Genomic DNA, 14,974 nt, shown 5'->3' with positions numbered 1-14,974 from the left:
GTTACGTCACGCGGGACGGGCGGAACAGGGGGCCTAGCGGCGCTCCGGGTCCTCCAGCACGGCGGCCTTGCGGGCGCGGAGGGCGAAGAAGGCGCCAAAGGCGAAGACCTGCGTCACCACCACCAGCACGATGGCGCCGGCGATCTTGTTCCCGCCGAGGATCATGGTCAGTCCCACGATGGCGGACAGCAGGGCCAGCAGCGGCAGGAGCATGTAGCCCAGGATGAAAAGCGTTTCGGGTTTTTTCAGCATGTTCCTAGCCTTCGGTCCGTGACCATTTGGTGAAGCGGTAGCGCGTGCCGTTGGCGCCGGTCAGCCATCCGTCCGGTGGGACGGAGGCAGTTGCCTCCCAGCCTGGGCCGAGTTCGGGGGCGTAGGTGTCGCCGTCGGCTTTTACATCGATGGTGGTGACCACCGCGGTGGTGGCGAGGTCGGCGGACTGCCGGAATATCTCCCCGCCACCCACAATCCAGACCGTTTCACCGCCGTCCACGAACTGCGACTCGAGCAGGGCGTCATCCAGGGAGGAAACCACGACGGCGCCCTCCGCCTCGGGCGTTTCGGCCCACCCTTCCTGCCGGGTAATGACGATATTGGTGCGCCCGGGCAGCGGACGGTATTTGGCCGGGAAGGACAACCAGGTTTTGCGGCCCATCACCACGGGGTGGCCCATGGTGAGGCGGGTGAAGTGCTTCAGGTCCTCAGGAAGGTGCCAGGGCATGTCCCCGCCCTTGCCGATGACACCGTCCGGGGTCTGCGCCCAGACGAGTCCGACGCCGGTGATGGAGGCGGCGAGCTCCTCCGTGAATGCCTGCGGGTTCCCGGTGTTCATACGGCGATCGGGGCCTTGATGGTGGGGTGGTGCCGGTAACCGACCACGTCGAAGTCCTCCAGTGTGTAATCGAAAATCGAGGCGGGCCTGCGGGTGATCCGCAGCTGCGGGTATTCGTATGGTTCCCTGTCCAGCTGCTTGAGCACCTGGTCCATATGGTTCTCGTAGATGTGCACGTCGCCGCCGGTCCAGATGAACTCGCCCGGTTCCAGGCCCACCTGCTGAGCGACCATGCACGTGAGCAGCGCGTAGGAGGCGATGTTGAAGGGAACGCCCAGGAACATGTCCGCGGAGCGCTGGTAGAGCTGGCAGGAGAGCCTGCCGTCCGCCACGTAGAACTGGAAGAACGCATGGCATGGCGGCAGGGCCATGTCCTTGAGCTCCGAGACATTCCAGGCGGAGACGATGTGGCGCCGGGAATCGGGATTGGACTTGAGCCCCTCGATGAGCTCGGCAATCTGGTCGATGTGGCCGCCGTCGGGGGTGGGCCAGCTGCGCCACTGCACGCCGTACACGGGGCCGAGATCGCCGTCCGCGTCCGCCCATTCATTCCAGATGGTGACGCCTTGGTCCTGCATCCACCTGACGTTGGTTTCCCCGCGCAGGAACCACAGGAGTTCCACGGCCACCGACTTGAAGTGCACCCGCTTGGTGGTGATCAGCGGGAAACTTTCGCCGAGGTCAAAGCGAATCTGCCGGCCGAAAACGCTGGTGGTCCCGGTGCCGGTACGGTCCGATTTATGGGTGCCGTTGGCCAGGACGTCGCGCAGGAGGTCTTCGTAGGGGGTTGGGATGCTCACGGTTCAAGTCTACTTTCGAAAGCGCGGGGTCTGGTGGGCAACACTAGTCGTCAAAAGGCTTGAACTGCTCCACCGCCACAATCCGGTCCTTGCCGCCGTGGGCCACGTGGCACACCACCAGCTCGCCCGGGCTCAGATACGGCTCCTCCGCGGGCAGCAGGACCTGCAGTTGCTTGGCCATGTGCTTGGCCAGCTGTCCAAAGACCGTCGGAAGTGCCGGGCGGTGGGTGCAGACCACCACGGGCCGCTGCTTGTCGAAAAGGTTCTCGATCACGCCCGCGGTCTTCTTGGGACTGCGGTGGTGCCGGTGCTCCGTGAGGGCTTCAGCGAGCTTCACCTTGGCACCGCTTGCCTTGGCGTAGGGCGCCACCGTGGCAACGCAGCGCAGCCACGGGCTGGTCACGACCCGAACCGGCTGCCAGGCCTGCAAGAGCCTGCCCACGGCCTGGGCCTGCCTGGTGCCGGTGGCAGCGAGGGGCCGCTCGCCTTCGGCCTTGGTCCAGGAAGAGCGCGGTTTGGCCTTGGCATGCCGGAGCACCAGCAGTGGCCAGGTGTCCAGTTCCCGGCGCCGGTACATTTCCCACAGGTATTCGAGCGGCAACAGGTCCGAAGGATTGGACAGGAGGGACGCCGCCTTTTCCGGCGTGCACCACATCACGCTGTCCACCTCCTTGCCGTCGGGCTGCAGGCGGTTTCCGTTGACCTTGAGGGCCCAGTAGTGGACCACTTTCAAGCCCGACTGGACGTGGTAATGGATGGGGGGAAGCGGAATCCCCAACTGCGCGGTGAGGCCGATTTCCTCCCGGACCTCACGCACGGCGCACTCAGGGATGGTCTCGCCGTCGTCGATCTTTCCCTTAGGCCATGACCAGTCGTCATAGCGCGGCCGGTGGATCAGCAGGACTTCGAGCCGGTCCCTGGCAATCCGCCACGGGACGGCCCCAGCCGCCGTAATGGCGATGGGTTCTCCCGGGTGGTCCGTCTGGTCAGCTACGAGTGCATCGCTCGACAAAGCGGGGCCCTTACCGGCGGCTGAGGCTGCGCTGCCGGGGACGGGATGCGAGCAACCAGGACTGGACGTCCTCCAGCGGCCTGCCCTCGTCCGAAAGGTGGTGGCGGGTCCAATTCCCTTCATTGTCCAGGTGCCAGCTGGCGGTTTCCGGGGCCATGTAGCGCTGCAGCAGGGCCAGCACGTAAGCGATGTCGTCCGCGCTGCCCAGCTGGACCAGGGCTTCCACCCGGCGGTCCAGGTTGCGGTGCATCATGTCCGCTGAACCTATGTACACCACCGGGTCACCGCCGTTCGCGAACGCAAACACGCGCGAGTGCTCCAGGAACCTGCCCAGGATGGAGCGGACCGTGATGTTTTCGCTCAGGCCCGGCACGCCGGGGCGCAGGGAACAGATGCCGCGGACCACCACGTCCACCTTGACCCCGGCCTGTGATGCCCGGTACAGCGAATCGATGATGGCCTCATCCACCATGGAGTTCACCTTGATCTGCACCCGGCCCGGAATGCCGGCGCGGGCGTTGCGGATCTCGGTCTCGATCCGGTCAATCAGGCCGGACCGCACGGACCGCGGTGCCACCAGCAGGCGCTTGAACGTGGACTTGGGCGCGTACCCGGAGAGCTGGTTGAACAGCTTGGACAGGTCCTCACCCACCTGGTCATTGGCGGTGAGAAGGCCCAGGTCCTCGTAGTAGCGCGCGGTGCGGGGATGGTAGTTGCCGGTGCCGATGTGGCAGTAGCGGCGCAGCCCGTCCACCTCCTGGCGGACCACCAGCGAGAGCTTGCAGTGCGTCTTGAGTCCTACGATGCCGTAGACCACGTGGACGCCGGCCTGTTCAAGCTTGCGGGCCCAGGAGATGTTGGCCTGCTCGTCGAACCGTGCCTTAATCTCCACCAGGGCCAGGACCTGCTTGCCGGCCTCCGCGGCGTCGATGAGCGCGTCCACGATGGGGGAGTCGCCGGATGTCCGGTACAGGGTCTGCTTGATGGCCTGGACCTTCGGGTCCGCCGCAGCTTGTTCCAGGAACGCCTGCACCGAGGTGGAGAAGGAGTCGTACGGGTGGTGCAGCAGGATGTCGCGCCGCCGCATGGCGGCGAAAACGTTGGCTGCCTTAGAGGTCTCGGACTCGTTGAGGTACCGCGACGTGTGCGGGACGTGCTTGGGGTAGTGCAGGTCTGCGCGGTCGATCGCTGCAATCACGGACAGCCCGCGGAGGTCCAGGGGCGCCGGGACGGAATAGACCTCGGCCTCCTCGACACCCAGTTCCCGGATCAGGAGCGCCCGGATGTTCGGGTTGATGTCGTTGGTGACCTCGAGCCGGACGGGCGGGCCGAACCGGCGCCGCAGCAGTTCCTTCTCCAAGGCCTGGAGGAGGTTCTCTGCGTCATCCTCTTCCACCTCCACGTCCTCGTTGCGGGTGACGCGGAAGGTGTGGTGCTCCAGGACTTCCATTCCGGGGAACAGCCGGTCCAGGTGGACGGCGATGACCTCTTCCAGCGCGATGAAGCGGGCCACCCGGCCCGGTACCGCGCCGGCACGGGGCCCGTCAATGGAGATCAGCCGGGGCAGCTGGTCCGGGACCTTGACACGGGCAAACAGTTCCTTGTCGCTCACCGGGTTCCGGACCACTACCGCCAGGTTCAGGGAAAGGCCGGAAATGTAGGGGAACGGGTGGGCCGGGTCCACTGCCAGCGGGGTGAGGATCGGGAAGACCTTCTCCGCGAACATGACGGTCAGCTGCTGCTTGGCGGCGTCGTCCAGTTCATCCCAGTGCATAAGGTGGATGTGTTCGTAGGCCAGGGCCGGCCGGATCTGCTCGGCGTAGACCTGCGCGTGGCGCTGCTGCAGGCGGTGTGCTTCCTCGCTGATGCGCTCCAGGACCTCCACCGGGCTCAGTCCAGCGGGCGAGGGGACGGCCAGTCCGGTGGCGATACGGCGCTTCAGCCCGGCCACCCGGACCATGAAAAACTCATCCAGGTTGGAGGCGAAGATGGACAGGAAGCCCACGCGTTCCAGCAGGTGAAGGGTGGGGTCTTCCGCCAGTTCCAGGACTCTGGAGTTGAACGCCAGCCAGCTCAGCTCACGGTCCAGGAACCGGTCCGGGCGGATGTCACCCTCGGGCTGCAGGTTGGGTGCGAATTCGGGGATGTCGATCCGGTCCTGGGTGGCCCGGGAAGCCGGAACCTCGGAGGAGCCGAAGCGGGCGCGCACAGGTGCCGCAACATCCTGGGGCGTGGCGGTTCCGGACGGTTCCGGGGTCATGGCATCTCCTTTACCTGGCGCCTGGACCGGCTGGTCCGGCCCGCGCGCCCTGCTTCAACCTTACAAGTTTTCCGGCCGGCAGCAGGGGCGGTTTGCACCCTTCCCCGGCCCGCATCCTCAGGCGGTGGCCCGGCCGAGCGGTCCGTACATGACATCCATGTCCCAGCGGGTGAACCCCAGGCTGCGGTAGAGGGCCACGGCGGCCGCGTTATCCGCATCGGTGTAGAGCATGACGGCATGCAGTCCCAGGTCCTGCAGGTATCTGATGCCGGCAACGGTGAGGGCTTTGCCCAGCCCCATGCCCTGCGCCTCAGGGGCGACGCCCACCACGTACACCTCGCCGATCGCCGGATGCGGCCCGTGCTTGGGGTGGACCTTGGTCCAATGGAAACCCAGCAGCCGGCCGTCCCGGTCCTCAGCCAGCAGGAACCCGGCCGGGTCGAACCAGTCCTCCGTCATGCGGGCCTCAAGGTCTGCCCGGGTCAGGCTGCCCTGCTCCGGGTGGTGCGCGAACGCCGCCCGGTTTACTTCCAGCCAGGCGTCCTCGTCCCTGCCCGGCAGGAACGGCCGGAGCGACACGCCCTCCGGAAGCGCCGTCCCGGGAAGGCGGGTCCCCGCCGTCGTCATCCGCATTTTCCAGAGCTCGCGCACAGGGCCGAAGCCATAGCGGGCGGCGAGGTCCGCGGCGGCCTCATGGTTGCCGTGGGACCAGGCCTTCAGGCCGTCCAGTCCTCGGGCTTCCTTGAGCGCGCCCACCAGGCGGTCCGCCACGCCCTGGTTGCGATAGCTGGGGTGCACGGCAATTTCCAGGACGCCGGTGCCGTCAGGTTCATCGATGACGACGGCGAATCCCGCCAGATCCTCGCCGGTGGCCGGGTCGGAATCCTCGTCAGGGGCGTAGAGGGCCAAGGTGAGGAGCGCGTGGGGGCCGGCAGCGGCGGAGCGCATGGTCACCAGGGTCTGCTCCGAAATGGCCGGGTTCCCGTCAGACTCTTCGGCGGCAGCAAGGAGGTCCCGGCAATCCTTCAGGAGCTGCCGGTCAACCCCGCCGCGGATAACCTGGACGGGCCATTTCTCGGGGTGCGCTGCAGTCATGAGGCAAGGCTATACGGGTTGGGCCGGATCCGGTCGAGGCTGCGTCAGGCCTCGGTGAGTTCGTCTTCCTGCTGGCGTACCAGGGTGAGGCGGTAGCCCACGTTCCGGACCGTGCTGATCAGGTTTTCGTGGTCGGCACCCAGTTTGGCCCGCAGCCGCCGGACGTGGACGTCCACGGTGCGGGTGCCGCCGTAATAGTCGTAACCCCACACCTCTGTCAGAAGCTGCTGGCGGGTGAACACGCGGCCCGGATGCTGTGCCAGGTACTTCAGGAGCTCAAACTCCTTGAAGGTCAGGTTCAGGGCCGCGCCGTTGACCCGGGCCGTGTAACTGGCTTCATCGATGACCACACCGGCGGCGCGGATTTCGGTGGGGGTCTCGTCCGCTTCGGGCACTGCCCGGGCAACGGCGAGCCGGATCCTGGCTTCCACCTCTGCGGGCCCCGCGGAATCCAGCACGATGTCGTCAACGGTCCATGCGGAGGATACCGCCGCCATGCCGCCCTCGGTCAGGATCAGCATCAGGGGTGCGCTCAGGCCGGTGGCCTTCAGGAGCTGGGTGAGGGACCGGGCGCCCACCAGGTCTTTGCGGGCGTCGAGCAGGACGATGTCGCACGGATCCGTTTCCAGCAGTGCGGTGGGTTCCGCGGGAAGGATATGGACGCGGTGGTTCAGCAGTTCCAAGGCAGGAAGGATGTCCACCGAAGAGCCGGTGCTGTTCGTCAGTAACAGGATGTGCGACATTGTTCCTCCAAGGGCTGTCCGCGCATCATTGGGCGACTGAACCGGGTTTCCACCGGCTGGTACTGTCTCCCTGCGCCGGTTCCGGCCGCTGCGAAAACGGGCCGGCGAGCCACCGAAACAGGAAGCCTAGCTGAACTTTGAGTATACCCGGCAGGCCTTTCCAAGCCACGGATCCTGCCCTCATGCGGGGACGTTTTACGACATATCCGATTCATATAGGGCAGGATTGGGACAGGGGCCGCTTGCCCCGCAACCGGCGCTGCCGCCCTGCACCAGGGCATATGCGCCCAGCCACGGTCCACGCCACGATGGGAAAGCAACGCAGTGAGTGCACAGACTAAGCCCCGGCCGGTTTCCGCATGACGGCCGGGCTGCAGGCGCCAGTCCGCTCGCTGGGCTCGTGGGTGGTCGGGGTTATCGGAATCGCCGGACTCGTGGCGATCATCGCCGGCGTCTATTCCTCCACGGGCGTGCTGGTGACCGTAGCCGTCCTGATCGCCGTCGCCGTGGGCATCGGCTGGCCGCATTTCCTCCGCATCCCTGCCAAGAAGACCCTTGCCGCCGTCATCGCGCTGCCGGGCGCGGGCTCGGCGCTCGCCGCCGCCTCTGCGCCCGCCCCCGGCTACCTCGACCGGACGCCGGCCTTCATCGCCTTGGGCATCATGGCGGTCTTCGTGGTCCAGCTGATCCGCGGAACCGGCCAGGCCCAAAGGCTGGAGTCCACGCTGGGCTGCTGTGCGGGCGTGCTCCTGTCCTGCCTGGGTGCCGGCTGGATCGCCGGATCCCGCTTCAACGGCGTCCGCGAGATGCTGCTGGTGGCCGCCATCAGCGCAGCCGCAGCCCTGCTGGCCGGGCTGATCCGCTGGCCGGACAACATCGTTGCGCCGCTGGAAATCTCCCTCGCCGGACTGGCCGGGCCGCTTGCCGGGCTGGTGCTCTCCGACATTGCCGTCCTGCCCGCGGCGATCTTCGGCGTGGTGGTGGGCGCAGTGCTCGCCAGCTTCCGCCGGCTGGTCACGCTCCGGGGGGCGCCGCTTAACATTCCCTCCGCCGTAGCCATCGGGCTCGCCCCCGTCTCTGCCGTCGGGTCACTCGCCTACTTCATAGACAAACTACTCATCTACTAGCGGTTAGGATGGCATCATGTCCGTACTTGCATTTGAAATCTTCTTCCTTGTCCTGCTCGGCATCGCGAGCCTGGCCATGGCCTGGTTCGCAGGCTTCGTGGTCTACCGCCTCTTCAAGGGCCAGAAATAGGCTGCTGGGTTCCGAGCCTTTCCATACCGCGAGGTAAATGCTGTGCCCATTGAGATTCCCACAGACCTGACACCCGAACTCGTTCCTCTTTCCTGGCTCATCGGTGAGTGGGAAGGCCGCGGCCGGCTGGGCAGCGGGGACGAGGACTCCGAGCATTTCCTGCAGCACGTTTCCTTTACGCACAACGGTCAGCCTTACCTTCAGTACCGCGCGGAGAGCTGGCTGACGGACGACGACGGAACGCGCCTTAGGCCCCTCACCGTCGAGACGGGTTTTTGGTCGCTGGAGCGCAAACAGCTCGAAGCCGACGGCGGCCCGGGACTCGTCCCCTCAGACATCGTCCCCGTGCTCAAGAGCGCGGAAGAGGTCGAGGCCCTGCGGAACAAGGACGGCGGGTTCGATATTTCCGTCTCCATTGCGCACCCCGGCGGTATCTCCGAGCTGTACTACGGCCAGATCAAGGGCCCGCAGATCCACCTGAGCACGGACATGGTGATGCGCGGCAGCCACTCCAAGCCCTACACCGCCGCCACCCGGATTTTCGGACTGGTGGACGGGAACCTGTTGTGGCGGTGGGATGTGGCCACCGGCTCGGAAGGCGGCAAGGGCCTCGAAGCCCACGCTTCGGCCTTCCTGAAGAGAGTTGCCTGAGCCGGGCAGCACCAGCCAACCGGGCAGTACCAATGCGAGGGAGCGGCGCCGTGGAAGATGCAGGCAAGACTGGCAAGTACAGCGGCCTAAAGGCTGTTTTCTTTAACGGCACCCTGAAGAAGTCGCCCCAGACGTCCAATACGGACGGGCTGATCACCATCAGCCGCCGCATCATGGAAAAACAGGGTGTCAGCACCCGCCTGATCCGCACCGTGGATCATGACATCGCCAGTGGTGTCTATCCGGACATGACCGAGTACGGCTGGGCCACGGACGAGTGGCCGGAACTGTACCCGGCGGTGCGGGAAGCCGACATCGTGGTGCTTGCCGGCCCCATCTGGCTCGGCGACAACTCCTCGCAGACCAAGAAGCTGATCGAACGGCTGTACGCGCACTCCGGTGAACTTAACGGGAAGGGCCAGTGGGCGTTCTATCCCAAGGTGGGCGGAGCCCTGGTCTCCGGCAACGAGGACGGCATCAAGCACTGCGCCATGAACCTCCTCTACAGCCTGCAGCACATCGGCTTCAGCATTCCGCCACAGGCGGACGCCGGCTGGATCGGCCCGGTGGGCCCCGGTCCCAGCTACCTGGATGAAGGGTCCGGCGGGCCGGAGAGCGACTTCACCAACCGCAACGTCACCTTCATGACCTGGAACCTGATGCACCTGGCCAGCATCCTCAAGGCAGCGGGCGGGTATCCGGCCTACGGCAACCTGCCCGAAGAATGGGATGCAGGCACCCGGTTCGATTTCGAAAATCCGGAATACCGCGCACCCTAAAGGACGTTTCCCCAGTATGACTACCCCCAGCCCCCTGTTGTCGCGCCCGGGCGCGGTCGAAGCCGCCGGCGCGGACACCGGAGTTGCCGCCCACTATGGTGAGCCCCTCCGAGAGCAGCGCGCCCTCGCGGCCGGTACCGCCGTCGTCGACCTTTCCCACCGCGGCGTGGTGACGGTGACCGGCCCGGACCGCCTCAGTTGGCTCAACACCCTGTCCTCCCAGCAGGTGGCGGCGCTGAAGCCGGGGGAGTCCAGCGAGCTGCTGCTCCTGAGCGTGCAGGGCCGCATCGAGTTCGACGCCCGGGTGATTGACGACGGCGGGACCACCTGGCTGATCGTCGAGGCCGCCGAGGCAGGGCCGCTGGCGGAGTTCCTCAACCGGATGAAGTTCATGCTGCGGGTCGAGGTGGCGGATGTTTCGGCCGCCTGGGCCCTGGTGGGCAGCACCCGGGCGGTGCCCGAATGGTCCGGCCTGCTGGCCTGGGAGGATCCGTGGCCGCATGTTGGTGCCGGCGGCTACTCTTACGCAACCGTCGCCGAGGAGGGCCACCCTGGCCTGGAGCGCCCCTGGTTTGAGTACCTCGTGCCCGCCGCTGAGCTGGAACAGACGGTCGGGGAGCGTCCCCTGGCCGGCGTCATGGCGGCGGAGGCGCTGCGCATCGCCGCCTGGCGGCCCAGGATCGGCGCGGAGACGGACGACAAGACCATTCCGCACGAACTCGACCTTATCCGCACCGCCGTGCACCTGGCCAAGGGCTGTTACAAGGGCCAGGAAACCATCGCCCGCGTCCACAACCTGGGGCACCCGCCGCGGCGCCTCGTGTTCCTGCAGCTGGACGGGTCGCAGCACACCATGCCGGCCGCCGGCAGCCCGGTACTGGCCGGGGAACGGAAAGTCGGCGCCGTCACGTCCGTGGCGCAGCACTACGAAATGGGCCCGGTGGCACTCGCCGTAATCAAGCGTTCCGTGGCGCCCGACGAAATACTGACCGTCCAGGACGGCGACGAGCCTTACACCGCTGTCCAGGAACTCATCGTTGCCCCCGACGCCGGCCAGGTGGTGGGGCGCCAGACCGGATTCCTCAGGGGGCCTCGCGCATGAGCGAAACCAACCCTGCTGGTTCCGGCACCATGCCGGGAACGCCCGACGACGACGCCCTGGCACTGGCGCATACCCTCTTCCAGGCTGCCAGGGAGGGGAACACGGAACTGCTGGGTGCCTACCTCGCCGCCGGTGCACCGGCGGGGCTCACCAATGCTGCCGGCGACTCCCTCCTGATGCTCGCGGCCTACCATGGACACCCGGACGCCGTGCAGCTGGTACTCCGTCACGGTGCCGACCCCAACACGGCCAACGACCGCGGCCAGACGCCGCTGGCCGGCGCCGCCTTCAAGGGCTACACGGACGTGGCCCGGGCGCTGCTGGACGCCGGAGCGGACCCCGACGCCGGAGCTCCCTCCGCCCGCGCCGCGGCCCGGATGTTCGCCCGGACGGAGATCCTGGCCCTGCTGGACTAAACCCCGGACGCTCTCTCACCTAACGTGCCTTTTCCCCGGACGCTCTCTCACCTAACGTGCCTTTCCCCCGGACGCTCTCTCGCTTTACGTGCCTTTCCGCGAAGGGAGGCGAGGCGTTTGTAACCGGTTTGTGTCGTACCCCACACGTCCCACTAGAATCTAGGGTGAGCTCAGCGTGGCGCTCTGCCAGTTATCCCCTCACTCCAGGATTTGAGCCGAAACATGAAAATTGGAATCCTCACCAGCGGTGGCGACTGCCCCGGTTTGAACGCGGTCATCCGCGGCGCCGTCCTTAAGGGCATTGCCATCCATGGCCATGAATTCGTCGGTTTCCTCGACGGATGGCGCGGTGTTGTTGAGGGCGACATCATCGATATCCCCAGGACCATGGTGCGCGGCATCGCCAAGCAGGGCGGCACCATCCTGGGCACCTCCCGGACCAACCCGTTCGAGAACGGCGGCGGGCCGGAGGTCATCAAGGCGCACATGGACCGCCTGGGGATCGACGCCATCATTGCGATCGGCGGCGAAGGAACCCTGGCGGCCGCCAAGCGCCTCACGGATGCGGGCCTGAAGATCGTCGGCGTTCCCAAGACCGTGGACAACGACCTCGACGCCACCGACTACACATTCGGTTTCGACACCGCCGTCCAAATTGCCACCGAAGCCATCGACCGGCTGCGGACCACCGGCGAATCGCACCACCGGTGCATGATCGCCGAGGTCATGGGCCGGCATGTGGGCTGGATCGCCCTGCACGCCGGAATGGCCGCCGGCGCCCACGCCATCCTGATTCCGGAACAGAAGGTCAGCATCGAGCAGATCACCGAGTGGGTCAATGAGGCCCACGCCCGTGGCCGCGCACCCCTTGTGGTGGTGGCGGAAGGCTTTGTGCCGGAGCACATGGAATCCCCGCACTCAGAGCGAGGCCTGGACACTTTCGGCCGGCCACGCCTGGGCGGCATCGCGGACCAGCTGGCTCCTGAACTGGAAGCCCGGACCGGCATCGAAACCCGCGCCACCATCCTGGGCCACATCCAGCGGGGCGGCGTCCCGTCCGCCTTCGACCGTGTCCTGGCCACCCGCCTGGGCATGGCGGCCATCGATTCGGTGGTTGAAGGCTACTGGGGCACCATGGTGGCGCTGAAGGGGACGGACATTGAGCACGTGGTCTTCGAAAAGGCGCTGGGCCAGCTCAAGACAGTGCCGCAGAACCGCTACAACGAAGCTGCGGTCCTGTTCGGCTAGGCGCCGGCCCCCCGCCTAGGCTGGGAGCATGACACTCGACCCCGGTTCCGCCGCCATCATCCAACTCGCCTGGGCGCGCCGCCTGGGACTGGAGGACCACGCCTTCAGCGACGCCCTGGCTTCCGGCGAACGGATCATCCGCGTGGATGACACGGCGCCAAGGGCGGAGTTCGTCCGGTTGTTCGGCACCTCGGCGCTTGTGGGTCCGCAATGGCTTGTTGATGCTGCCGGGGACATCCCGGACGCAGAAATGGCGCAGCACGTCACGCTCCTGACGCTGACCCGGTCGCATGGCGGGCATGGGCTCGGAGCTGCGGCGTTGTTCTTCGCGGACGACCTCCCGCTCAAGCAGCCCTCCGAAGAGATGACTGTTTCCCACGGAAACCCCGAAGCCATCGAACTGGAAGGCCACTGCCCGCCGGATGACGTCAACGAGGTCGGCCTCTCAGACCTGGAGAACCGCTACACCATCGTGCACGAGATTGAGGGCAGCCGGGTGCCCCTGGCCTGCGGCGCCTACACGGAATGGGAAGGCCTGCTGGCCCAGCTGGGCGTGTTGGTTGATCCCGGCTGGCGCCGCCGCGGGCTGGGCCTCCTGGCGGCCTCCATCGCCGCCCACGAGGCCCTGGCCGCCGGCCTCACCCTGCAGTGGCGGACGGACGTCAGCAACACCGGCTCCCTGGCACTGGCACGGAAACTCGGCTTCACGGCCGGCGGGATCCAAACCAGCGTCCACTTGGGCGGCTCCTGAGACGGCGCCGAATACCCGCCGACCCGTTAGCGGCCGTTGAGAGAGCGCCGCTCCAGGAAGGACTGGAGCAGGATGGTGTTCCGCTGGTCCGGGATGACCGCCCAGGCAATGAGGTAGAACACGAAGGCCGGCCCCGGCAGGAGCGAGAGCACAAGGAACGCGATGCGGACGTACGCCACATCCACGTTCAGCTTGGCCGCGATGCCGCCCAGCACCCCGCCCAGCCAGCGTTCCGGGCCGCGCTTCAGGCCGAGGCCCCTGACGATGTTGAAGAACTTGTCCATGGCTTAAGGCTTCCCTGTCGCGGAGCCGTTGTCACGTTTTCGGGCCGACAGCACTCCGCCGAGGACCAGTGCCGCGCCAGCACCGATCATGAGACCGATCAGCACGTAGGTTCCGTTGAGCACCACCAGGCCAAGCTGCGCGATGATGGTGAGCGCTGCGAGGGCCAGGACGATCAGCCCCCACACTATGGTTCCCACCCGTGCAGGTGCCGGGCCGCCCGGGACAGCGCCCGCCGCCGTCGAATTTTCCGCTGCCGGATTGTTGTTGCTCATCTCAATTGCCTTCCTGGATGGTGACGTTGCTGAATGCGCCATCGATTTCGATAACGAGGTGGCCGCCGGGTTCTCCGGTGTTGTAGTTGCTCTCCCGCTGGGTGGTGCCGCCGCGCTGGCCGCCCGGTTCGTTGAGATTGCCCATGGTCATGTCCGTCTGGACGTCCACGGGAATATTGCCGGGGATTACCACCGTCACATTGCTGGCGGTGACGTCGAGGGGAATTACGACGTCGGACGGCAGCGGCGCGTCCAGGTCAAGGTCCGTGAGGTCAATTGTTCCGCGGCCCGCCGTGATGTCGAAGCCTTCGGCGGCTTCCTCAACGGTGATCGGTGTCCAGTCCACTTCCTGGAACCGTGCGCGGTCCCCGGCGCCGAGGACGGTGGAGATGCCGCCCGCAACCAGGGCCACCACGGCGAAGAGGCTCAGGATCCCGGCTGTCCGGCCACGGGCCCCGGCAATGAGGATGGCCAACCCGAAGACTGCCGCCGCCGAAGCCCAGACCACCGCGTTCGCCGACAGCCCCAGGTTGACGGCATCCGCGGCGTCGAGTGCCTTGAGGCCGCCGCCCACCAGCAGTGCCAGGCCGGCCGCGATCGCTACGGCCGGTGCGCCCGGTCCGTCAGGGCGGGGACGGTGCACGGGGGGAGTGTAGGTGTAGTTGTACGTGTAGTCCGGTGCCGCATGGTTCCCGGATCCGTACCTGCCGGTCCCGTACCCCTGGCTGGCGGCGAACTGCGCGCCATAGCTTTGCCCCGGAGGCTGTGGAACAGACGGAGCTTCTCCCGGCATCGGCATCGGCGCCTGTACTGGTGCCTGGGGCTGCAGCGCAGGCCGCGGTCCGTTGTTTCGCTGGGAGAGGTAGTAGACGAGGTAAATGGCGCCGCCCACCCAGACAACGGTCCAGAGGAATCCGCCAAAGCCCTGGTTGTTCCAGCCCCACACACCGCCGCCCAGGCCGGTCAGGCCAAGGATGGTGGCAATCAACGCCCCGGTCATGCCGCTGGACCAGCGCCCGGCTCCCGCTTCCTGCGTGTGGATCCGCCCATCCGGCTCAGGAAGCAGCGCCCAGGCGAGCCCGTACAGGAGCACGCCAACGCCGGCAAAGACGGTCAGCACAATGAAGACGCCGCGTATGATCAGCGGGTCCACGCCAAGCCGGTACGCGATGCCACCGGACACGCCGCCTATCCAGCGGTCGTCACTCCGGTAGACGCCGTGGCTGCGGATCCAGTTGAAGAAGTCGGTCCGCGGTGCGGCGCCAGGCGGAGGCGTTGCGCCGGAACGCGGCGCCGGATCTGGCGGGGGAGGAGTTTGTCCCGAACCTGTCGTGCCGGGCCAGCCGGCCCCGGGGGAGCTGCCGGAGTCAGCGCGGGGGGTGTCGTTCGAGTCGTTGCCGTCCGGGGACGGAGTGTGCGGATTCATACCAAAATCCTCCCGCTTCGGCGCGTTCCGACTCTACTGGGGGAT

17 protein-coding genes are annotated in these 14,974 nt (G+C 66.7%); 7 read left to right on the top strand and 10 right to left on the bottom strand.

Going from position 1 to position 14,974, the window contains the following annotated elements; genetic code table 11:
• Positions 1-33: 33 nt before the first annotated feature.
• The 7 genes from ACIQCM_RS05220 to ACIQCM_RS05190 all read right to left on the bottom strand — a co-directional run bounded on the left by ACIQCM_RS05220 (position 34) and on the right by ACIQCM_RS05190 (position 6,742).
• Entirely contained in the window at positions 34-252 is a 219-nt protein-coding gene (locus ACIQCM_RS05220; RefSeq protein WP_400604459.1) for an NF038396 family protein, read from the bottom strand.
• 4 nt (positions 253-256) lie between these two features.
• The gene (locus ACIQCM_RS05215) at positions 257-832 is read right to left on the bottom strand and encodes a dihydrofolate reductase (RefSeq protein ID WP_400604457.1); all 576 of its coding nucleotides are present in this window, start codon (positions 830-832) and stop codon (positions 257-259) included.
• Entirely contained in the window at positions 829-1,632 is an 804-nt protein-coding gene (locus ACIQCM_RS05210) for a thymidylate synthase (RefSeq protein WP_400604455.1), read from the bottom strand. Before ACIQCM_RS05210 ends, ACIQCM_RS05215 begins: the two co-directional genes overlap by 4 nt.
• 43 nt (positions 1,633-1,675) lie before the next feature.
• Positions 1,676-2,644 (bottom strand): NUDIX domain-containing protein, encoded by a 969-nt coding sequence (locus ACIQCM_RS05205; protein WP_400604454.1) that lies wholly within the window; start codon positions 2,642-2,644, stop codon positions 1,676-1,678.
• A 10-nt stretch (positions 2,645-2,654) separates the two neighbouring features.
• Positions 2,655-4,904 (bottom strand): RNA degradosome polyphosphate kinase, encoded by a 2,250-nt coding sequence (locus tag ACIQCM_RS05200; RefSeq protein WP_400604453.1) that lies wholly within the window; start codon positions 4,902-4,904, stop codon positions 2,655-2,657.
• Positions 4,905-5,021: 117 nt separating this feature from the next.
• Positions 5,022-5,999: a mycothiol synthase gene (gene mshD, locus ACIQCM_RS05195; RefSeq protein ID WP_400604451.1), complete on the bottom strand. Its 978-nt coding sequence runs from the start codon at positions 5,997-5,999 to the stop codon at positions 5,022-5,024.
• A 44-nt stretch (positions 6,000-6,043) separates the two neighbouring features.
• Complete coding sequence (locus ACIQCM_RS05190) at positions 6,044-6,742, bottom strand: winged-helix domain-containing protein (protein WP_400604449.1); 699 nt, start codon at positions 6,740-6,742, stop codon at positions 6,044-6,046.
• Positions 6,743-7,101: 359 nt separating this feature from the next.
• Here ACIQCM_RS05190 and ACIQCM_RS05185 point away from each other — a divergent pair, with 359 nt between their 5' ends.
• From ACIQCM_RS05185 to ACIQCM_RS05155, 7 genes are all read left to right on the top strand, one after another.
• Entirely contained in the window at positions 7,102-7,869 is a 768-nt protein-coding gene (locus ACIQCM_RS05185; protein WP_400604448.1) for a permease, read from the top strand.
• A gap of 172 nt (positions 7,870-8,041) precedes the next feature.
• Entirely contained in the window at positions 8,042-8,650 is a 609-nt protein-coding gene (locus ACIQCM_RS05180) for an FABP family protein (RefSeq protein ID WP_400604446.1), read from the top strand.
• 50 nt (positions 8,651-8,700) lie between these two features.
• Complete coding sequence (locus tag ACIQCM_RS05175; RefSeq protein ID WP_400604445.1) at positions 8,701-9,429, top strand: flavodoxin family protein; 729 nt, start codon at positions 8,701-8,703, stop codon at positions 9,427-9,429.
• Positions 9,430-9,445: 16 nt separating this feature from the next.
• Complete coding sequence (locus ACIQCM_RS05170; protein WP_400604443.1) at positions 9,446-10,531, top strand: YgfZ/GcvT domain-containing protein; 1,086 nt, start codon at positions 9,446-9,448, stop codon at positions 10,529-10,531.
• A complete protein-coding gene (locus ACIQCM_RS05165; RefSeq protein WP_400604441.1) occupies positions 10,528-10,947 on the top strand; it encodes an ankyrin repeat domain-containing protein in 420 nt (139 codons plus the stop codon). The genes ACIQCM_RS05170 and ACIQCM_RS05165 overlap by 4 nt, the downstream gene beginning before the upstream one ends.
• Before the next feature lie 222 nt (positions 10,948-11,169).
• The gene (locus ACIQCM_RS05160) at positions 11,170-12,195 is read left to right on the top strand and encodes an ATP-dependent 6-phosphofructokinase (protein WP_400604439.1); all 1,026 of its coding nucleotides are present in this window, start codon (positions 11,170-11,172) and stop codon (positions 12,193-12,195) included.
• A gap of 28 nt (positions 12,196-12,223) precedes the next feature.
• A complete protein-coding gene (locus ACIQCM_RS05155) occupies positions 12,224-12,946 on the top strand; it encodes a GNAT family N-acetyltransferase (RefSeq protein ID WP_400604437.1) in 723 nt (240 codons plus the stop codon).
• Between the two features lie 26 nt (positions 12,947-12,972).
• Here ACIQCM_RS05155 and ACIQCM_RS05150 read toward each other — a convergent pair whose 3' ends face one another.
• From ACIQCM_RS05150 to ACIQCM_RS05140, 3 genes are read right to left on the bottom strand one after another with little or no spacing between them, the layout of a single operon-like run.
• Positions 12,973-13,230 (bottom strand): PspC domain-containing protein, encoded by a 258-nt coding sequence (locus ACIQCM_RS05150; protein ID WP_400604435.1) that lies wholly within the window; start codon positions 13,228-13,230, stop codon positions 12,973-12,975.
• Between the two features lie 3 nt (positions 13,231-13,233).
• Positions 13,234-13,503 (bottom strand): hypothetical protein, encoded by a 270-nt coding sequence (locus ACIQCM_RS05145; protein WP_400604433.1) that lies wholly within the window; start codon positions 13,501-13,503, stop codon positions 13,234-13,236.
• 1 nt (position 13,504) lies between these two features.
• Entirely contained in the window at positions 13,505-14,929 is a 1,425-nt protein-coding gene (locus tag ACIQCM_RS05140) for a PspC domain-containing protein (protein WP_400604431.1), read from the bottom strand.
• Positions 14,930-14,974: the final 45 nt, after the last annotated feature.

Origin of the sequence: Pseudarthrobacter sp. NPDC092439 (genome assembly GCF_044754945.1) — a bacterium.
GTDB lineage: Bacteria > Actinomycetota > Actinomycetes > Actinomycetales > Micrococcaceae > Arthrobacter.
Note: the sequence above shows the minus strand (reverse complement) of the source record. Positions and strands in the feature narration are given on the sequence as shown.